Genomic DNA, 19,409 nt, shown 5'->3' on the forward strand with positions numbered 1-19,409 from the left:
GTATAGGTGTAGTTGCGATGAAACGTGTAGGTCTGATCGGTTGGCGCGGTATGGTCGGTTCCGTGCTCATGCAGCGGATGCTGGAAGAGCAAGACTTCGATCTTATCGAGCCGGTGTTTTTCACCACTTCCAATGTCGGTGGCCAAGGCCCGTCCGTGGGCAAGGACATTGCTCCGCTCAAGGACGCTTACAGCATTGAAGAGCTGAAGACCCTCGACGTGATTCTGACCTGCCAGGGTGGCGACTACACCAGCGAAGTCTTCCCCAAGCTGCGCGAAGCCGGCTGGCAGGGCTACTGGATCGATGCCGCTTCCAGCCTGCGCATGCAGGATGATGCGGTGATCATCCTCGACCCGGTGAACCGCAAGGTCATCGACCAGCAACTGGACTCCGGCACCAAGAACTACATCGGCGGCAACTGCACCGTCAGCCTGATGCTGATGGGCCTGGGCGGCCTGTTCGAAGCCGGTCTGGTGGAGTGGATGAGCGCCATGACCTACCAGGCTGCGTCCGGTGCCGGCGCGCAGAACATGCGTGAACTGATCAAGCAGATGGGCGCGACCCACGCCGCCGTGGCGGATGACCTGGCCAACCCGGCCAGCGCCATCCTCGATATCGACCGCAAGGTCGCCGAAGCCATGCGCAGCGATGCCTACCCGACCGAGAACTTCGGCGTACCGCTGGCTGGCAGCCTGATCCCGTGGATCGACAAGGAACTGCCGAACGGCCAGAGCCGCGAAGAGTGGAAGGCCCAGGCCGAGACCAACAAGATCCTCGGTCGCTTCAAGAGCCCGATCCCGGTCGACGGCATCTGCGTGCGCATCGGCGCCATGCGCTGCCACAGCCAGGCGCTGACCATCAAGCTGAACAAGGACGTGCCGATCGCCGATATCGAAGGGTTGATCAGCCAGCACAACCCTTGGGTCAAGCTGGTACCGAACCAGCGTGACATCAGCATGCAGGAGCTGAGCCCGACCAAGGTTACCGGCACCCTGAACATCCCGGTGGGCCGTCTGCGCAAGCTGAACATGGGCTCGCAGTTCCTCGGCGCGTTCACCGTCGGAGACCAGCTGCTGTGGGGCGCCGCCGAACCGCTGCGCCGCATGCTGCGGATCCTGCTCGAGCGTTGATCCTCTGATGCGTTGAAAGAGCCCGCGCCTTGCAAGAGGCGCGGGCTCTTTTATGTCGGAGCCACTCCTGATTACTGGCTATGAGCATGTTTGCGAAAAGTCTGATGTGTCAGGTCTGATAAATTGCCTCGCCCCCAAGCGCCGGGTAAAGTGCCGCTCCCCCCGTTTCGCCAGAGGTAGCACCATGAACCAGTCCTTCGATATCGCCGTGATCGGTGCCACCGGTACTGTCGGCGAAACCCTCGTCCAGATTCTCGAAGAACGCGATTTTCCGATCGCCAACCTGCACCTGCTGGCCAGCAGCGAGTCGGCGGGGCATTCGGTGCCGTTTCGTGGAAAGAATGTGCGGGTGCGCGAGGTCGACGAGTTCGATTTCAGCAAGGTTCAGCTGGCGTTTTTCGCTGCTGGTCCGGCGGTGACGCTGAGCTTCTCCCCGCGGGCCACGGCGGCCAATTGCGCGGTGATCGACCTGTCGGGCGCATTGCCTTCGGCCCAGGCGCCGAATCTGGTGCCGGAAGCCAACGAGCGCATGCTGGCCGGCCTGAAGAAGCCCGTTCAATTGAGCAGCCCCAGCGCCGCGGCCACGTCGCTGGCGGTAGTCCTGGCGCCCTTGCAGGCATTGTTCGAGATCCAGCGGGTCAACCTGACCGCCAGCCTGGCGGTGTCCACCCAGGGCCGCGAAGCGGTAACCGAACTGGCACGGCAGACCGCCGAACTGCTCAATGCCCGCCCATTGGAGCCACGCTTCTTCGACCGGCAGATGGCCTTCAACCTGTTGGCGCAGGTCGGCACGCCCGACGAGCACGGTCACACCTTGTTGGAAAAACGTCTGGTCCGGGAGTTGCGCGAGGTGCTGGCGCAGCCTTTATTAAAGATTTCTGTCACTTGTGTTCAAGCCCCGGTGTTTTTTGGCGATAGCTATAGCGTGACTCTGCAGTCAGCCACGGCGATCGACCTGGACGCGGTCAATGCCGCGCTCGAAGCGGCGCCCGGCATCGAACTGGTCGAGGCGGGCGACTACCCGACCGCGGTGGGCGATGCGGTCGGGCAGGATGTAGTCTACGTTGGTCGGGTGCGCGGGGGGATCGACGACCCGGAGGAACTTAATCTCTGGCTGACGTCAGATAACGTACGCAAAGGGGCTGCGCTCAACGCGGTGCAACTGGCTGAGTTGTTGATAAAAGACCTTCTGTAAAAGATACTTGGCAACAATTTGCAGAATGATTCTAGCTGGGCGCTATGCTTGGCTGGTTGCTGGAGGTGAGCTGTCGTCGCGCTCTTCCAAGGCATGCAGACATAATCGCGCGAAGCGGCCCTTCAGGCCGCACGCAATGCCTTACGGCAGCGCTACAACACCTTCTCGCTGGCCGAGGAATGTTCAAACAAAGGATGAGGCTATGGTTCAAGTTCGCAAACTGGTGTTAGCAATGGCGGCCGCGTCGGCGCTGTCCTCCGGTATGGCGCAGGCGCTTGGGCTCGGGGAGCTGACCCTGAAGTCGACTCTGAACCAGCCACTGGTTGCAGAAATCGAGTTGCTGGACGTCAAGGATCTCACCGCCGCCGAGGTGGTGCCGAGCCTGGCCTCGCCTGAAGATTTCGCCAAGGCGGGCGTCGATCGCCAGGCCTTTCTCAATGACCTGAGCTTTACCCCGGTGCTCAATGCCAGCGGCAAGAGCGTGCTGCGGGTCACTTCGAGCCAGCCGCTCTCCGAGCCGATGGTCAAGTTCCTGGTGCAGGTGATGTGGCCCAATGGCCGTCTGCTGCGCGACTACAGCGTCCTGCTCGATCCGTCCAAGTTTTCCCCGCAGACCGCTGAGGCGGCCGCGCAATCCGCGGCGCAGGCTCCAGCGGTTGCTGCGCCGGTCACCGGTGCCAGCAAGCCTGCCCAATACACCACCTCGGCCCGCGACACCCTCTGGGAAATCGCAGCCAAGGCTCGTAATGGCGGTTCGGTCCAGCAAACCATGCTGGCCATCCAGGCGCTGAATCCGGATGCCTTTATCGATGGCAACATCAACCGGTTGAAAACCGGGCAGGTATTGCGCCTGCCCGATGCCGTGCAGAGCACCAGCCTGCCGCAACCACAAGCGATCGCCGAGGTCGCCGCGCAGAATACGGCGTGGCGTCAGGGGCGTCGCCTGGCATCACGCGGTGCTCAGCAGCAACTGGACGGCACCCGGCGCGCCGGTGCGGACAAGGCGTCTGCACAAGGCGCGGTCAAGGATAATCTGAGCCTGGTGTCTGCCGAATCGGGCAAGGCGCGGGGCAAGGGTGCGGCTGGCGATAGCCAGGCGCTAAGCAACAAGCTGGCAGTGACTCAGGAAAGCCTCGATGCGGCCCGTCGCGATAACGCCGAGCTGAAAAGCCGCATGGCGGACCTGCAGAGCCAGCTGGACAAGCTGCAACGCCTGATCGAGTTGAAGAACGACCAGTTGGCCAAATTGCAGGCGGAAGGGGCGGGTGCCGTGGCGCCAGCACAGCCAGCCGCGGCCATGCCGGCGCAACTGGCCGAGCAGCCTGCGACCCCGGCGGCGCCCGTGACCGATCCTGCGGCAACTGCGGGCGAGGCCCCGGCTGAAGCGGCACCGGCCCAGGCGCAAGCGCCGGCGTCCGATGAAGACAAATTCAACGACCTGCTGACCAACCCGATCCTCTTGGGTCTGGCGGGTGGCGGGGCGATATTGGTGCTGTTGTTGCTGCTGTTGCTGGCTCGTCGCCGCAAGGCCCAGCTGGAAGCAGAAAAACATCTGCGCATGGCGCGTGCCCTGTCCGAAGAGGCTGAGCTGTCCAAGGACCTGGATCTGCCGGAAAGCAGCTTCGAAGGCCTTGAAGTTCCACCGCCGAGCGTCAAGCTGGCTCCAGCTCCAGCTCCAGCTCCAGCTCCAGCTCCAGCTCCAGTCGTGGCGCCTGTGGTGGTCGCGGCGCCGGTGGCTGCCGTGGTCGAGCATCCGGTCGATGTGCTGGATCAGGCCCAGTCCCATATCGATGGCGGTCGCCTGAACCAGGCGGCGGCGATCCTGGAGGAAGCCGTCAAGCTTGAGCCGCAGCGTAGCGAGTTGCGTTTGAAGTTGATGGAGGTCTATGGCCATCAGGGCGATCGCAGCGCCTTTGTGGCCCAGGAACGTCAGCTGGTGGCCAATGGCAAGAACCACGCTGAAGTCGAGCAACTGAAAAGCCGTTTCCCGGCAATGGCTGCGGTGGCGGCTGCAGGTCTCGGCGCGGCTGCTGCAGCGGCGCTGGATGCTCAATACGTCAAGGAACTGTTGCTCGACGAGCCGCAGGAGCCTGCGCCGGCAGCGGCTGTCGACGACCTGGATACCGATTTCGATCTGAGCCTGGACGATCTGGAGGCGGCCTCTCCAGCGGTGTCGGCTGCTCCTGCTGCTTCGACTCAAGCTGAGCCCGAGCTGGACGACTTCCCGCTGGATGACGACCTGAGTTTCGAGTCGGTGCTGCAGCAGCAAACCGAGGCCAAGGAAAGCCTGGACGACCTGTCGGATTTCGACCTGGATCTGGGTGAGGACCTTCCTGCCGCGGCGCAAGCCGATGAGGATTTCCTTCTCAGTCTGGATGACGACCTGAAGGATCTGCCGGCTGCCGAGGCGCCGACGGTGACCGAAGCTGCGCTCGACGATCTTGAACTGCCTGCGGATTTCGACTTGTCCCTGGCGGACGAGATGGATGCGCAGCCCGCTGCCAAGGATGCTTTCGCGTCCGAGCTGGACGATGTCAACGCCGAGCTGGATCGCTTGTCGCAAAGCCTTGAGCAGCCGGAATTGGCCGAGCCGACCTTTACCGCGGAAGACGCCGCGGGCAGTGCCGACGAAGGGGATTTCGATTTCCTTTCCGGCGCCGACGAAGTGGCGACCAAGCTCGATCTGGCCCAGGCCTACATCGATATGGGCGACAACGATGGCGCGCGGGATATTCTCGGCGAAGTCATCAGCGAAGGTAACGACGGTCAGAAAAGCGAAGCCAAGGAAATGCTCGCGCGTCTGGTCTGAGTCGGCAGTAGCAGCAAAAAAACGGCAGCCATCGAGGCTGCCGTTTTTGTTTCTGGGTCAATGGCAGCGCTTGTGCTGTCAGGCCAGCAGGTCTTCGTAGAAAGCGCCGAACGGCCGGGTAGGGTGGGCGATCTGGATTTCCAGAATCCACAGGCCGACGTTGGGGCACGCCTCGAAGTTTCCCAGGTCGCCCGCTCGATAAATGGCATGGGGGAAGTCGCTGACCCGGTGCCCCTTGATCTCCAGATTCAGCACCCAGCCCATGGCGCTCGCCTGTTCTTCGGCATAGCGATACAGGGCGGTGCCGGCCACCTTGTGCTCGCACCAGTGATCGCGAACCCGTTCGAACAGGGTTTGGGCTGCCGCGGCGCAGGCTTGCATCTCGGGATCGTTGCCGGTGACGAAGGTCGCGCCGCAATCGCCTTCGTGGCAGTCCCAGACCACCCCCAGGTCGATAAAGAAGATGTCGTTGTCACCCAGTACCGGATCGCCTTCGGAGCGTTGCTTGAAGGTTTTCAGGGTGTTTGCGCCAAAGCGCACCAGCGCCGGGTGCCAGATCCTGTCCATGCCCAGCTCTGCAAGCACCTCCAGCCCCAGCGCGCGAGCCTGGGACTCGAGCATACCTGGCCGGATGCGTGCGGCTATCTGCGTGATGGCTTCCCAGGTCTTGTGCTTGGCGTGGAGCATGCCTTGCAGGCTGTAGGTGAGGCCTACGGCCTCCTTGTTGATGGCAGTCATTGGTCGGGTTCCGGTCGAGTGGATTTATGCTTATCGCTATATATTTTTCTATATAGCGTTTTTCCTGGTTTTCACGCAATCCTGTTTGCGTTCGCCGGCGCATAATCGGCAAACCTCAACTAAAAGCGGGCCGCGCATGGCGTCTGTCTGCGCGCGCCTTATAATGGCCGCCTTTGCGCATATCAGCAGGCTGTAAGTTCTTGGCAAATATAGATAACGCGGCCGCCGAAATGGCGGCCGCAGGCTTTTTCAGAATCGCGTTGGGTGTCGAATACAAGGGCTCGCGTTATCGCGGCTGGCAGCGTCAGGCTTCCGGTGTCCCTAGTGTCCAGGAAACCCTCGAGAAGGCGCTGTCCCGGGTGGCGGATTCGCCGGTGCTGCTGTCTTGCGCCGGGCGTACCGACGCCGGCGTGCACGCCTGCGGGCAGGTGGTGCACTTCGATACCCAGGCCGAGCGTTCGATGAAGGCGTGGGTAATGGGGGCCAATATCAATCTGCCCCACGACATCAGTGTGAGCTGGGCCAAGGTCATGCCGGCGCATTTTCATGCACGGTTCAAGGCGATTGCCCGCCGCTATCGCTACGTGATCTACAACGACCAGATCCGTCCGGCGCACCTGAACGAGGAGATCACCTGGAATCATCGTCCGCTGGATGTCGAGCGGATGGCCGAGGCCGCCCAGCATCTGGTGGGCACCCATGATTTCAGCGCATTCCGCGCCGGGCAGTGCCAGGCCAAGTCGCCGATCAAGGAAATCCATCATCTGCGGGTCACCCGCCACGGCAAGATGATTGTCCTGGATATCCGCGCCAGCGCGTTCCTGCATCACATGGTGCGCAATATCGCCGGGGTGCTGATGACCATCGGCGCGGGCGAGCGTCCGGTAGAGTGGGCCAGGGAGGTGCTGGAGAGCCGGATTCGCCGCACGGGCGGGGTGACGGCGCATCCTTTCGGCCTGTATCTGGTGCAGGTCGAGTACCACGATGAGTTCGAGTTGCCCGAGCGATACATCGGGCCACATTTCCTCACCGGCTTCTCGGAACTTGACGGCTGACGCCCGGAAAAGCATTTGCTACCATCCGGGACTTTCCCTGGATTTGCCCTGAGGTTTAAACGACATGTCAGCCGTTCGCAGCAAAATTTGTGGGATTACCCGCATTGAGGATGCGTTGGCGGCGGTCGAGGCCGGGGCCGATGCCATCGGGCTGGTGTTCTACGCCAAGAGCCCGCGAGCGGTGAACGTCCAGCAGGCGCGGGCAATCATTGCCGTGCTGCCGCCGTTCGTGACCACCGTGGGCCTGTTCGTCAATGCCAGCCGCTGCGAGCTGGGCGAGATCCTCGATGCGGTGCCGCTGGACCTGTTGCAGTTTCATGGCGATGAAACTCCGGCGGACTGCGAGGGCTATCACCGGCCTTACATCAAGGCGCTGCGAGTCAAGGCCGGCGACGATATTGCCGGCAGTTGCGCGGCTTATGCGCGGGCCAGTGGCATCCTGCTCGATACCTATGTCGAGGGCGTGCCCGGTGGAACCGGCGAAGCCTTCGACTGGTCACTGGTACCGCAAGGCTTGAGCAAGCCGATCATCCTGGCCGGTGGCTTGACCGTCGAGAATGTCGGCCAGGCGATAGCGCAGGTTCGCCCGTACGCGGTGGATGTCAGCGGTGGGGTGGAGCAGAGCAAGGGCATCAAGGATCACGCAAAGATTCGCGCATTTATGCAGGCCGTTCGCGGCAGCTGTTAGTCGATGTGACGGCTGGCAGTCTGCCGCCGTCCATAACACCACTGTACAAAACAGGCCGGCACCGTCGCTGGGCGGGCCGAAATCGAAGTGGCAACCGCTCTATCCGGGGGTTGCCGGGATGGCTGAGGAACCGTTCGGTACAGGCAGGTCAAGCTCGCGCTGACCGCGGTAGCGAACAGATCATCGCCGCACACATGAATTTAGCTCAAGGGCATACGCGGGGCCGCGAACCAGAGCGTTCGGGCCGCCGGTACTGGAGAAAGAAAGCATGAGCAACTGGTTAGTAGACAAACTGATCCCTTCGATCATGCGTTCCGAGGTGAAGAAAAGCTCGGTGCCTGAAGGTCTGTGGCACAAGTGCCCATCCTGCGAGGCGGTGCTGTATCGTCCGGAGCTGGAAAAGACCCTGGACGTTTGCCCCAAGTGCAACCATCACATGCGCATCGGCGCTCGCGCCCGCATCGACATTTTCCTCGACGCTGAAGGCCGTGCCGAACTGGGTGCCGACCTGGAGCCGGTAGACCGTCTGAAGTTCCGCGACGGCAAGAAGTACAAGGATCGCCTGACCGCGGCCCAGAAGCAGACCGGTGAAAAGGACGCGCTGATTTCCATGAGCGGTACCCTGCTGGGTATGCCGGTAGTGGTGTCGGCGTTCGAGTTCTCCTTCATGGGCGGTTCCATGGGTGCCATTGTCGGCGAGCGTTTTGTGCGTGCCGCCAACTACGCGCTGGAAAAGCGTTGCCCGATGGTCTGTTTCTCCGCTTCCGGCGGTGCGCGGATGCAGGAAGCGCTGATCTCCCTGATGCAGATGGCCAAGACCTCCGCGGTGTTGGCGCGCCTGCGTGAAGAAGGGCTGCCATTCATTTCCGTGTTGACCGACCCGGTCTACGGTGGCGTTTCCGCCAGTCTGGCCATGTTGGGTGACGTGATTGTCGCCGAACCCAAGGCCCTGGTCGGTTTCGCCGGGCCTCGCGTGATCGAGCAGACCGTGCGTGAAAAACTGCCGGAAGGTTTCCAGCGCAGCGAGTTCCTGCTGGAGCATGGCGCCATCGATATGATCGTCCCGCGTCAGGAACTACGTCCGCGCCTGGGCAATCTGCTGGCTCAACTGATGGGCTTGCCGACGCCTGAATTCGTGGCCGCGCCTGTCGAGGCGATCGTGGTGCCTCCGATGCCTGCAAACATATGACTGAGCGTACCCTTGGCGACTGGCTTGCCTACCTTGAGCAGTTGCATCCGTCAGCCATCGACATGGGGTTGGAGCGCTCGCAAGAAGTAGCATCCCGCATGGGATTGGGCAGGCTGGCGCCTCGGGTCATCACGGTGACCGGTACCAACGGCAAGGGTTCTACCTGTGCGTTCGTGGCGTCTTTGCTGCGAGCCCAGGGGCTGAAGGTCGGTGTCTACAATTCTCCCCATCTGTTGCGCTACAACGAGCGCGTACAGATCGATGGCGTCGAAGTCAGCGATGCCGAGTTGTGCGAGGCTTTTGTCGCGGTCGAAGCCGGGCGTGGTGAAATTTCCCTGACTTATTTCGAGATGGGTACTTTGGCGGCCTTCTGGCTGTTCCAGCGTGCCGGTCTCGATGCGGTGGTGCTGGAGGTCGGCCTGGGTGGGCGCCTGGATGCGGTCAACCTTGTGGATGCCGATCTGGCGCTGGTCACCAGCATCGGTGTCGATCATGCCGATTACCTGGGCGACACCCGTGAATCCGTAGCCTTCGAGAAGGCCGGCATTTTCCGCCAGGGCGCGCCTGCGCTCTGCGGTGACCTGAATCCTCCCCAGCCCCTGCTGGACAAAGCGCGTGAGTTGAGCTGCCCGTTCTTCCTGCGCGGTCGTGATTTCGACCTGGGGATTACCGATGCGAACTGGCAGTGGCGTGGCCTCGATGCGCAGGGCAATGCCGTCGAATTGTGGGATCTGCCGCTGCTCGATCTGCCCATGGAGAACGCTGCGCTGGCCTTGCAGGCCTATTTGCTGCTGGGGCTGCCTTGGCAGGCCGAGTGCATCGCCGGAGCCTTGCAGCAGACGCGTGTGGTCGGGCGCCTGGATCGCCGTCAGTTCGAATGGCAGGGCAAGCGCCTGAGCCTGTTGCTGGATGTCGGGCACAACCCCCATGCCGCAGAATATCTGGCCGAGCGCCTGATGCGCCGACCTGTGGCGGGCAAGCGCCTGGCGGTATTCGGCTTGTTGGCGGACAAGGATCTGGAAGGCGTGGTTGCCCGTCTGGATGCCTGTGTCGAGCGTTGGGCGGTGGCGCCGCTGGATTCTACTCGCGCGCGTCCCGTTGCGGACTTGCAGGCGGCACTGGAGAACCTTGGGGCTTCGGTAACGTCTTACGAGAGTGTCGCCGCTGCCTTGGAAGGGCAGTGTGCGCAGGCTACGGCCGAAGACGAGATTCTGCTGTTCGGATCTTTTTATTGTGTTGCCGAGGCGCTCGAGTGGCTCGCTCGGCGCTCCACGGAGGAAGCTGCACATGGCTATGCTGGATAACGTCTACAAGCAGCGAATGGTTGGGGCCCTGGTTCTGGTGGCGTTGGCGGTGATTTTCCTGCCGATGCTGTTTTCCCGCGAAGATGAGCAGCGGCATGTCAATGTCGAGGCGCCGGCAGCACCTCAGTTCCCCGCGGTAACCCAGATCCAGGTCGAGCCTGTGGCGGTGCCCGAGCCGCAGGCGTTGCCACAAGAGCCGGTACCCACCGATGAAGAGGTAGCTCAGCAGGCCGCGCCTTCGATGCCGATTGCTCCAGGTGCCCCGATTGCTTCAGTTCCAGCCCCGATTCCGACTCCGGCGCCGCCAGTCGCTGCGAGCAAGCCAGTGGCTCCGCCGCCTGCACCCGCGCCCAAGCCGGCTCCGGCCCAGCCGATTGCCGCAGCGCCAGCCAAGCCCGATGCGACCCCAAGCCGTGTCGATGCGAATGGCCTGTCGGTCAGCTGGTCGGTGCAACTGGCCAGCCTGTCCAGTCGGGAAAGTGCTGAAAACCTGCAGAAAACCTTGCGCAGCCAGGGTTACAACGCCTATATCCGTTCCGCCGATGGCAAGAACCGGGTATTCGTCGGTCCGTTGATCGAGCGGGCCGAGGCAGACCGCCTGCGCGATTTGCTGAGCCGTCAGCAGAAACTCAAGGGTTTTGTCGTGCGCTTCCAGCCTGAACGCGGTTAAGGCTATCGCCTTGATTTGCAAAGCACAGTGAATCGCAGCTTACCGACGGCCATGCGCTCTGTTAAAATGCGCCGCCTTATCCGTCTGTAGGCTGCACTGTGCCATTTACCTGGGTTGACTGGGCGATCGTTGCAATCATCGCCATCTCCGCTTTGATCAGTTTGAGCCGCGGCTTCGTCAAAGAAGCGCTGTCGCTGCTTACCTGGATCGTCGCAGGAGTCGTTGCCTGGATGTTTGGTGGCTCTCTGTCCGAATACCTCGGCGGATATATCGAGACTCCCTCGGCTCGCGTGATCGCGGGCTGTGCCATCATGTTTGTCGCCACTTTAATCGTGGGCGCAATGATCAATTATCTTATCGGCGAATTGGTTCGCGTCACCGGGCTATCCGGGACCGATCGATTCCTCGGCATGGCCTTCGGCGCAGCGCGTGGCGCGTTGCTGGTGGTCGTGGCAGTCGGGCTATTGAGCCTGGGGCCGGTACAACAGGATTCCTGGTGGCAGCAGTCGCGACTGGTGCCACAATTTCTATTGGTTGCAGACTGGTCAAAAAACCTCATATTGGGGTGGAGCAGTCAGTGGCTGGCCAGCGGTATCAGCGTACCCGCTGAAATACCGTTCAAGGAACAACTCTTACCGGCCAAAACGCCTCAGTAAGATGTGTTCAGTTCAGTTTCATTAAGTAGGGGTTGTGTCGCATGTGTGGCATCGTCGGTATCGTCGGTAAGTCGAACGTCAATCAGGCGCTGTATGACGCGCTAACCGTCCTCCAGCACCGCGGCCAGGACGCTGCCGGTATCGTGACCAGCCATGATGGCCGGTTATTCCTGCGCAAGGACAACGGTCTGGTCCGTGACGTTTTCCATCAACGGCACATGCAGCGCCTGGTCGGTCACATGGGTATTGGCCATGTGCGTTATCCGACCGCTGGCAGCTCGACTTCGGCCGAAGCTCAACCGTTTTACGTCAACTCGCCTTACGGCATTACCCTGGCGCATAACGGTAACCTGACCAATGTTGAACAGCTGGCCAAGGAGATCTACGAATCTGACTTGCGCCACGTCAACACCAATTCCGATTCGGAAGTCCTGCTCAACGTCTTCGCTCACGAGCTGGCCCAGCGCGGCAAGCTGCAGCCGACCGAAGAAGACGTGTTCGCCGCCGTGACCGACGTGCACAACCGTTGCGTTGGCGGTTATGCAGTAGTGGCCATGGTCACCGGTTATGGCATCGTCGGCTTCCGCGACCCGCACGGTATTCGCCCGATCGTGTTCGGTCAGCGTCACACCGACGAAGGCGTCGAATACATGATCGCCTCCGAAAGCGTGTCCCTGGATGTACTGGGCTTCACCCTGATCCGCGACCTGGCGCCGGGCGAAGCGGTCTACATCACTGAAGACGGCAAGCTGCATACCCGCCAGTGCGCGACCAATCCGAAACTGACTCCATGCATCTTCGAACACGTCTACCTGGCGCGTCCGGACTCGATCATCGACGGTGTGTCGGTGTACAAGGCACGCCTGCGCATGGGTGAGAAACTGGCCGAGAAGATCCTGCGCGAGCGTCCGGATCACGATATCGACGTGGTCATCCCGATTCCGGATACCAGCCGCACCGCGGCGCTGGAGCTGGCGAACCACCTGGGCGTCAAGTTCCGTGAAGGCTTCGTGAAGAACCGCTACATCGGCCGGACCTTCATCATGCCGGGCCAGGCTGCGCGGAAAAAATCCGTGCGCCAGAAACTCAATGCCATCGAGCTGGAGTTCCGCGGCAAGAACGTGATGCTGGTGGATGACTCGATCGTTCGCGGCACCACCTGCAAGCAGATCATCCAGATGGCCCGTGAAGCCGGCGCGAAGAACGTCTACTTCTGCTCCGCGGCGCCTGCCGTGCGTTTCCCGAATGTGTACGGCATCGACATGCCGAGCGCGCATGAGCTGATCGCACACAATCGTTCGACTCAGGATGTGGCCGATCTGATCGGCGCCGACTGGCTGATCTATCAGGATCTGCCTGACCTGATCGAGGCGGTCGGTGGTGGCAAGATCAAGATCGAGAGCTTCGACTGCGCGGTATTCGATGGCAAGTATGTCACCGGCGACGTCGATGAGGCCTACCTGAACAAGATCGAAAACGCACGTAACGATGCCTCCAAGGCCAAGACCCAGGCGGTCAGTGCAATCATCGATCTGTACAACAACTGATCTAGAGCATTAAAGACATAGGAGTAGGCGGCATGAGTCAGGATTGGGATGCCGGTCGGCTGGACAGCGACCTTGATGGCGTAGCTTTCGATACCCTGGCCGTGCGCGCCGGCCAACACCGTACCCCGGAAGGGGAGCACGGTGATCCGATGTTCTTCACCTCCAGTTACGTGTTCCGTACGGCCGCCGATGCGGCTGCGCGGTTCGCCGGCGAGGTGCCGGGCAATGTCTATTCCCGCTACACCAACCCGACCGTGCGGGCATTCGAAGAGCGCATTGCCGCCCTGGAAGGCGCCGAGCAGGCGGTGGCCACGGCCACGGGCATGGCGGCGATTCTTTCGGTGGTCATGAGTCTGTGCAGCGCGGGTGACCATGTATTGGTTTCGCGCAGTGTGTTCGGCTCGACCATCAGTCTGTTCGAAAAGTATTTCAAGCGCTTCGGTATCGAGGTCGATTACGTACCCCTGGCGGACCTGTCCGGCTGGGATGCGGCAATCAAGGCCAATACCAAGTTGCTGTTCGTTGAGTCGCCGTCCAACCCGCTCGCCGAGCTGGTGGATATCGCTGCGCTGTCCGAAGTGGCTCACGCCAAGGGCGCGATGCTGGTGGTCGACAACTGTTTCTGCACGCCGGCGCTGCAACAGCCGCTGAAGCTGGGCGCGGACGTGGTGGTGCACTCGGCAACCAAGTTCATCGACGGCCAGGGTCGTTGCATGGGCGGTGTGGTGGCTGGTCGCAGCGAACAAATGAAAGAAGTGGTGGGTTTCCTGCGTACCGCGGGGCCGACCCTGAGTCCGTTCAACGCCTGGATTTTCCTCAAGGGCCTCGAGACCCTCAACCTGCGTATGCGCGCCCATTGTGCCAATGCCCAGGCCCTGGCCGAATGGCTGGAGCAGCAGGACGGCATCGAGAAGGTGCATTACGCCGGTCTGCCAAGCCATCCGCAATACGAGTTGGCCAAGCGTCAGCAGCGTGGTTTCGGTGCGGTGGTGAGCTTCGAGGTCAAGGGTGGCAAGGAAGGGGCCTGGCGTTTTATCGACGCCACTCGCCTGATCTCCATTACCGCCAACCTGGGCGATAGCAAAACCACCATCACTCACCCGAGCACCACCTCTCACGGCCGTCTGGCGCCGCAAGAGCGTGAAGCGGCGGGCATTCGTGACAGCCTGATTCGTATCGCTGTCGGCCTTGAGGATGTGGTAGACCTGCAAGCCGATCTGGCGCGCGGCTTGGCAGCCTTGTGATCGAGTTGTCCGAGCAGCAGAGTATTGCCAACGGCCGCGTTGCGCTGGTGACCGGCGCGGCACGCGGTATCGGCCTGGGCATTGCCGCCTGGCTGATCAGCGAAGGCTGGCAGGTGGTGTTGACTGATCTGGACCGCGTACGCGGCTCCCAGGTGGCCAAGGTCCTGGGTGACAGTGCCTGGTTCATCGGCATGGATGTGGCGGATGAGGCGCAGGTCGCCCTGGGTGTCGCCGAAGTGCTGGGGCAGTTCGGGCGCCTCGATGCACTGGTGTGCAATGCGGCGGTCGCCGATCCACGCAATATCACCCTGGAAAGCCTCGACCTGGCTTACTGGAATCGCGTGCTGGCGGTGAACCTCAGCGGTCCGATGCTCCTGGCCAAGCACTGTGCGCCGTATCTGCGTGCCCACGGTGGAGCCATCGTCAACCTGGCGTCTACCCGTGCCCGGCAATCGGAACCCGACACTGAAGCCTATGCGGCGAGCAAGGGCGGCCTGCTGGCCTTGACCCATGCATTGGCCATGAGTCTGGGGCCTGAGATTCGGGTCAATGCGGTCAGCCCTGGCTGGATCGATGCCCGGGATCCGGCGGCGCGTCGGGCCGAACCTTTGAGCGATGCCGATCATGCCCAGCATCCGGCAGGCAGGGTAGGCACGGTCGAAGATGTGGCGGCGATGGTGGCTTGGCTGTTGTCGAAGAACTCCGGTTTTGTCACTGGCCAGGAGTTTGTGGTCGACGGCGGCATGAGCAAGAAAATGATTTATCGCGATTGATGGCGTGTGAAGGACGCAGCGAGCGCGGCTTGAGGTCGCCGGTGTTGTCGATCCCTTCTGCAGGTGTTGTCGTGATTTTGTCTTTTTCAGAAAAACTTCAAGCAGGGTATTGACTTAGCATCGGTATCTGCGTAAATTTCGCGGCCTCAACGAAGCAAAGGGTGATTAGCTCAGCCGGGAGAGCATCTGCCTTACAAGCAGAGGGTCGGCGGTTCGATCCCGTCATCACCCACCACTTCTTGAGTATCTTTCGAAAGAAAGGCGGAGGCTTCCACGGAAGCATCCAACCGACGCGCAGCGGTAGTTCAGTCGGTTAGAATACCGGCCTGTCACGCCGGGGGTCGCGGGTTCGAGTCCCGTCCGCTGCGCCATATTTTCCAGATCAGGGATTCCTGCTCTGAGATTGAAAAGCCTCGAAGCTTACCAGTCAGACGATTTAAACGGTTCACATGGACGCAAGTCCAAGCGATACGCAGCGGTAGTTCAGTCGGTTAGAATACCGGCCTGTCACGCCGGGGGTCGCGGGTTCGAGTCCCGTCCGCTGCGCCATATCTACTTGAGGGAGCACTGAACGCCCTCAGGTGACGAAGAAGCCAAAGGCTCTTCGGATCGATAGCAAAGACCCTGGTCGAAAGATTGGGGTTTTTTGTTTTCGGAATCCGCTTTTTCCGGTGCCACTCAGGCAATCGATATTCCCCCTCTGCAAAGCTCAAAAAACCGCCTTATGGGCGGTTTTTTATTTGGAGAGGGGCAGGGTTATCAGAACCCCAGCTTGTCCCGCAGGCTGTAATACCAGGCGCCCATTGCAGTGAATGGAGTGCGCAACAGTTGGCCGCCAGGGAAGGGGTAGTGCGGCAGCTCGGCAAAGGCGTCAAAACGCTCTGCCTGGCCGCGCAGGGCCTCTGCCAGTACCTTGCCCGCCAGATGGGTGTAGGTGACGCCATGGCCACTGCAGCCCTGGGAATAGTAGATGTTGTCGCCCAGGCGTCCGACTTGTGGCAGGCGCGACAGGGTCAGCAGGAAGTTGCCGGTCCAGGCGTAGTCGATCTTCACGTCCTTGAGTTGCGGGAAGGCCTTGAGCATCTTCGGTCGGATGATGGCTTCGATATTTGCCGGGTCGCGAGCGCCGTACACCACGCCGCCGCCAAAGATAAGGCGCTTGTCGGCAGAAAGGCGGTAGTAATCCAGCAGGTAGTTGCAATCCTCGACGCAGTAGTCCTGAGGGAGGAGACTTTTTGCCAGCTCATCGCCCAGTGGTTCGGTAGTGATGACCTGGGTGCCGCATGGCATCGATTTAGCGGCCAGTTCCGGCACCAGGTTGCCCAAGTAGGCGTTGCCCGCGACTATGACGAACTTGGCCCTGACTTTGCCTTGTGGGGTGTGTATCACCGGATTGGCGCCGCGTTCGATGCGCACCGCGGGGGATTGCTCATAGATAACGCCACCCAGGGATTCCACGGCCGCCGCTTCACCCAGCGCGAGGTTGAGTGGATGGATATGCCCGCCGCTCATGTCGAGCATGCCGCCCTGATACAGGTCACAGGCGACGACTTCGCGAATGCGACGCTGATCCAGCAACTCCAGCTGGGTGTGGCCGTAGCGCTCCCACAGGCGCTTCTGCGACTCCAAGTGGCCCATCTGCTTGCCGGTGATGGCGGCGAACACTCCGCCATCCTTCAAGTCGCACTGGATTTGATACTTGGCGACCCGCTCACGAATGATCCTGCCGCCTTCGAAGGCCATCTGGCCAAGTAATTGAGCCTGCTTGGGGCCGACACTGCGTTCAATCACATCAATGTCGCGGCTATAGCTATTGACGATCTGCCCACCGTTACGCCCGGAAGCGCCGAAGCCAACCCTGGCCGCTTCCAGGACGGTGACTTTAAAACCGTTCTCAAGCAGGAACAGGGCGCTGGAGAGGCCGGTGTAGCCGGCACCGATCACGCAGACATCGATTTCCACATCATCTTGCAGCAGCGGGCGGGCTGGAGCAGCGTTGGCTGATGCCGCGTAATACGACTGTGGGTAAGGAGTGTTCGCCATCCTGCAACCTCTGTTTAATATTCTTGACGATTGCGTGGATCCTACCTGAGTTGAAAAACGCCTACCAGCCATCGAAAAATCTTCTTGGCAGGCTCAAAAAATAAAAATTCGCATATTCAGAGGGTTAGCTGCAAAAAAGGTGTTGACACCCCTCCGGAATTCCGTAGAATGCCGCCTCACAGCAGGCACGTAGCTCAGTTGGTTAGAGCACCACCTTGACATGGTGGGGGTCGTTGGTTCGAGTCCAATCGCGCCTACCAAACAAAATCCGCTCTGCTGGGCGGTCTAGAAGGGCTCACCGAAAGGTGGGCCCTTTTTTGTTGTCTGCGGTTTGGGCAAACTTTGGGAATACTTTGGGAAAACGTTTCCCGATAGAGCCAAAGCGGATCCTTGAATGCAGCATTCTCCGGCGCCAAAAAGTGAGCTAGATAAAGCAGGTGTGTTCATCGTAGAGATGGAGCGCGCAAAAAGCCTTGATGACTTTGAAGAGGCATGGAAAGGCTTTCTATCCAGGCTTGAGCGTTGCTTTAACAAGGCCCATGCCCACTTCAAGAAAAGCCCGAAGTGGGATTGCTGGTGGGGGAAATACAAGCGACTGCGAAATACTGATGAGCTTTTGTCGTATCTGATAAATGCTCGAGGTGCTGAAGAGCACTCAGTTGAACAGATTGTTCAGCGTCATGCGGGTGGCATCGGAATAAACCCTGCGGCGGGAAAATCACTCTATATCGAAAAGATGACGTTTGATGATTCTGGAAACGTCTCTATTCTCTCGCCTCAGAAGTTGTCAGTTGTGTTCATTCCAGAAAAGATGACGCTTCTTCCCATCATGAATAGAGGCGTCATGTATCCCGTTCCAAGGTTCCATCTTGGCATAGCAATAAACTCGGCTGATGTGTGTGGAATCGCAAAGCTGGCACACGATTTTTATTCTAAGTTCCTTTCATCGGCCGAAGAATATTTCGTGAAGTGACTACGCTTTAAGTTCGGCGCTGACTTTCATATACACGACTGCATCATCGCCATGGCCCGCCTGGTAGTGTTCAGTCATTTTGACGTCGGCGTGACCCATCAGGCCTTGGATGTATTCCTGCGGGAAACCCTGTTGCTCATATAACCAGGCACCCAATGCACGAATTTCGTGAAAGGTGGGGCGCTCGCCGGCCGGCATGTCCTTGTAGGCCTCGGAATCGTCCCGCGCCTGGGCGAATGACTTGGTCAGGTAGTCAGGTGTTACTGCGTTCCAGTGGAGCTTGGCGTCGAGCTGCGTGCGCTTGCGGGCCTTCGGCGAGTAGTGGATCAGGTACGGGCACACAACCGGAGATCGCACGCACTCGGCAACGACCTCGCGTAATGCTGGGCCCATGGCAATCTCCAGGTGCACAGGCTTGCCATAGTTCTGCGTCTTTCCGGGTGACACCTTGATGGTGTTCTGTTCGAGGTCGACGGCCGACTTCGGCCACATCACGATATCTTCCCGCCGCTGAAGACTCAGCAACCCCAGCCGGATGGCGCGCTTCAGCCAGATCGGTGTCCCCACGTAATTCAAAATCGTGTTCAAACCATCGACGGTGTGGCGCTGGCGCTTCTTCTCGGCCTCCTTTTTGACCAGTGTCAGCTCAGCCGAGTTACGCTCGCACAGGCCCTTGGCCACGGCGAAGGCGAATATCTGGACGAGCAGCCCGCGGTGCTTGGTGTAGGCGTTGTTCTCGAAGCCGTCCAGGTATTCCGCCACGGTCAGCACGTCCAGTTGCCCCATCATCAAATCGCCCAGGTCTTCCCGATACCGGGCCAGCTTGAATTTGATCTCCTTCAGCGTCCGCTCGGCGTAGTTCCGGGTGCCCAGCCATTCCTTCTCGAAGCGCTCAAGGCAGCCGCTGAACTTCGGCGCGGCCTCGCCGGTGAGCATTGCCAGCAGCGCGCCATCGTCGGCCAGCAGGGGCAGCAACTTCGCGTTGGCGGCATTGGCCAGCTTGATGGCCTCCGCCATCGGCTTGTTTATGCTGGTCTTCTTGCCGGTGATCGGGTTCTTGTATTGCCAATATTTCCCGTTTGGGTAAAGGTTGGCCGGCAGATCCCGGTTTTTGATTGTCCTGGCGCGCGGCGGAGCCATCAGCCCACCTCCATCATCTTGGCGAGCAGGGGGTCATTCGACCCCAGCACAACCGCCTGCAGGTCCACGAAATACATCCCGCCTTTTACCTCTCCCACAACTTCTCCTTCTTCAATCCACTTTTTTAACTGTTGCAGGCTCGGCTTCCCGCCAGCGTACCGCAGCTTCCTGTATTCGCCGGCCTCCATGAGGCGGGGTAGCCTGGCCGTAATTTGGGCAATGACTTTTGCCATGATGTTGCTCCAGGCCGCTCGT

The 19,409-nt window shown here is 60.5% G+C and carries 17 protein-coding genes and 4 tRNA genes; 17 read left to right on the forward strand and 4 right to left on the reverse strand.

Features of this window, described 5'->3' with window-relative positions:
- Positions 1-17: 17 nt before the first annotated feature.
- The 3 genes from asd (at position 18) to H0I86_RS10240 (ending at position 5,134) form a co-directional block, all read left to right on the forward strand.
- Entirely contained in the window at positions 18-1,130 is a 1,113-nt protein-coding gene (gene asd, locus H0I86_RS10230; protein ID WP_007921989.1) for an aspartate-semialdehyde dehydrogenase, read from the forward strand.
- A 184-nt stretch (positions 1,131-1,314) separates the two neighbouring features.
- Complete coding sequence (locus H0I86_RS10235) at positions 1,315-2,325, forward strand: aspartate-semialdehyde dehydrogenase (RefSeq protein WP_180924917.1); 1,011 nt, start codon at positions 1,315-1,317, stop codon at positions 2,323-2,325.
- A 202-nt stretch (positions 2,326-2,527) separates the two neighbouring features.
- Positions 2,528-5,134: a motility hub landmark protein FimV gene (locus tag H0I86_RS10240; protein ID WP_180924918.1), complete on the forward strand. Its 2,607-nt coding sequence runs from the start codon at positions 2,528-2,530 to the stop codon at positions 5,132-5,134.
- Between the two features lie 78 nt (positions 5,135-5,212).
- Here the strand turns inward: H0I86_RS10240 and H0I86_RS10245 are convergent, their stop codons facing one another.
- The gene (locus tag H0I86_RS10245; protein ID WP_180924919.1) at positions 5,213-5,872 is read right to left on the reverse strand and encodes a M24 family metallopeptidase; all 660 of its coding nucleotides are present in this window, start codon (positions 5,870-5,872) and stop codon (positions 5,213-5,215) included.
- Between the two features lie 230 nt (positions 5,873-6,102).
- Between H0I86_RS10245 and truA the strand changes: the two genes are divergently transcribed.
- From truA to H0I86_RS10305, 12 genes are all read left to right on the forward strand, one after another.
- Positions 6,103-6,927: a tRNA pseudouridine(38-40) synthase TruA gene (gene truA, locus H0I86_RS10250; RefSeq protein WP_016704910.1), complete on the forward strand. Its 825-nt coding sequence runs from the start codon at positions 6,103-6,105 to the stop codon at positions 6,925-6,927.
- A 64-nt stretch (positions 6,928-6,991) separates the two neighbouring features.
- Positions 6,992-7,615 carry a phosphoribosylanthranilate isomerase gene (locus H0I86_RS10255; protein ID WP_180924920.1) on the forward strand — a complete coding sequence of 208 codons (624 nt, stop codon included), beginning with the start codon at positions 6,992-6,994 and terminating at the stop codon, positions 7,613-7,615.
- 268 nt (positions 7,616-7,883) lie between these two features.
- Positions 7,884-8,804 carry an acetyl-CoA carboxylase, carboxyltransferase subunit beta gene (accD, locus tag H0I86_RS10260; RefSeq protein ID WP_180924921.1) on the forward strand — a complete coding sequence of 307 codons (921 nt, stop codon included), beginning with the start codon at positions 7,884-7,886 and terminating at the stop codon, positions 8,802-8,804.
- Positions 8,801-10,108, forward strand: a complete 1,308-nt coding sequence (folC, locus tag H0I86_RS10265) for a bifunctional tetrahydrofolate synthase/dihydrofolate synthase (RefSeq protein WP_180924922.1) — start codon at positions 8,801-8,803, stop codon at positions 10,106-10,108. Before accD ends, folC begins: the two co-directional genes overlap by 4 nt.
- Positions 10,092-10,778 (forward strand): SPOR domain-containing protein, encoded by a 687-nt coding sequence (locus H0I86_RS10270; protein ID WP_180924923.1) that lies wholly within the window; start codon positions 10,092-10,094, stop codon positions 10,776-10,778. Before folC ends, H0I86_RS10270 begins: the two co-directional genes overlap by 17 nt.
- Before the next feature lie 98 nt (positions 10,779-10,876).
- Entirely contained in the window at positions 10,877-11,434 is a 558-nt protein-coding gene (locus H0I86_RS10275; RefSeq protein ID WP_009048107.1) for a CvpA family protein, read from the forward strand.
- Between the two features lie 41 nt (positions 11,435-11,475).
- On the forward strand, positions 11,476-12,981 hold the full coding sequence (gene purF / locus H0I86_RS10280; protein ID WP_009048108.1) for an amidophosphoribosyltransferase: 1,506 nt from the start codon (positions 11,476-11,478) through the stop codon (positions 12,979-12,981).
- 32 nt (positions 12,982-13,013) lie between these two features.
- Positions 13,014-14,225, forward strand: a complete 1,212-nt coding sequence (locus H0I86_RS10285) for an O-succinylhomoserine sulfhydrylase (RefSeq protein WP_009048109.1) — start codon at positions 13,014-13,016, stop codon at positions 14,223-14,225.
- Positions 14,226-14,230: 5 nt separating this feature from the next.
- Complete coding sequence (locus tag H0I86_RS10290) at positions 14,231-14,998, forward strand: SDR family oxidoreductase (RefSeq protein ID WP_219733791.1); 768 nt, start codon at positions 14,231-14,233, stop codon at positions 14,996-14,998.
- A 159-nt stretch (positions 14,999-15,157) separates the two neighbouring features.
- Positions 15,158-15,233 (forward strand) — tRNA-Val (locus tag H0I86_RS10295).
- A 59-nt stretch (positions 15,234-15,292) separates the two neighbouring features.
- Positions 15,293-15,369: transfer RNA gene (locus tag H0I86_RS10300), tRNA-Asp, on the forward strand.
- A 101-nt stretch (positions 15,370-15,470) separates the two neighbouring features.
- A tRNA-Asp gene (locus H0I86_RS10305) sits at positions 15,471-15,547 on the forward strand.
- 210 nt (positions 15,548-15,757) lie between these two features.
- On the opposite strand, the gene H0I86_RS10310 is transcribed toward H0I86_RS10305, so the two are convergent.
- Positions 15,758-17,041, reverse strand: a complete 1,284-nt coding sequence (locus H0I86_RS10310; protein WP_180924924.1) for an NAD(P)/FAD-dependent oxidoreductase — start codon at positions 17,039-17,041, stop codon at positions 15,758-15,760.
- Between the two features lie 183 nt (positions 17,042-17,224).
- Between H0I86_RS10310 and H0I86_RS10315 the strand changes: the two genes are divergently transcribed.
- Positions 17,225-17,301: transfer RNA gene (locus H0I86_RS10315), tRNA-Val, on the forward strand.
- 134 nt (positions 17,302-17,435) lie between these two features.
- Positions 17,436-18,014, forward strand: a complete 579-nt coding sequence (locus tag H0I86_RS10320; protein WP_180924925.1) for a hypothetical protein — start codon at positions 17,436-17,438, stop codon at positions 18,012-18,014.
- On the opposite strand, the gene H0I86_RS10325 is transcribed toward H0I86_RS10320, so the two are convergent.
- Both H0I86_RS10325 and H0I86_RS10330 read right to left on the reverse strand, forming a co-directional pair.
- Positions 18,015-19,154 (reverse strand): tyrosine-type recombinase/integrase, encoded by a 1,140-nt coding sequence (locus H0I86_RS10325; protein WP_180924926.1) that lies wholly within the window; start codon positions 19,152-19,154, stop codon positions 18,015-18,017.
- Positions 19,154-19,387, reverse strand: coding sequence for a hypothetical protein (locus H0I86_RS10330; protein ID WP_039593925.1), 234 nt, complete (start codon positions 19,385-19,387; stop codon positions 19,154-19,156). Before H0I86_RS10330 ends, H0I86_RS10325 begins: the two co-directional genes overlap by 1 nt.
- Positions 19,388-19,409 lie beyond the last annotated feature (22 nt).

The sequence above is a fragment of the Pseudomonas chlororaphis subsp. aurantiaca genome (genome assembly GCF_013466605.1).
Classification (GTDB): Bacteria; Pseudomonadota; Gammaproteobacteria; order Pseudomonadales; family Pseudomonadaceae; genus Aquipseudomonas; species Aquipseudomonas chlororaphis_I.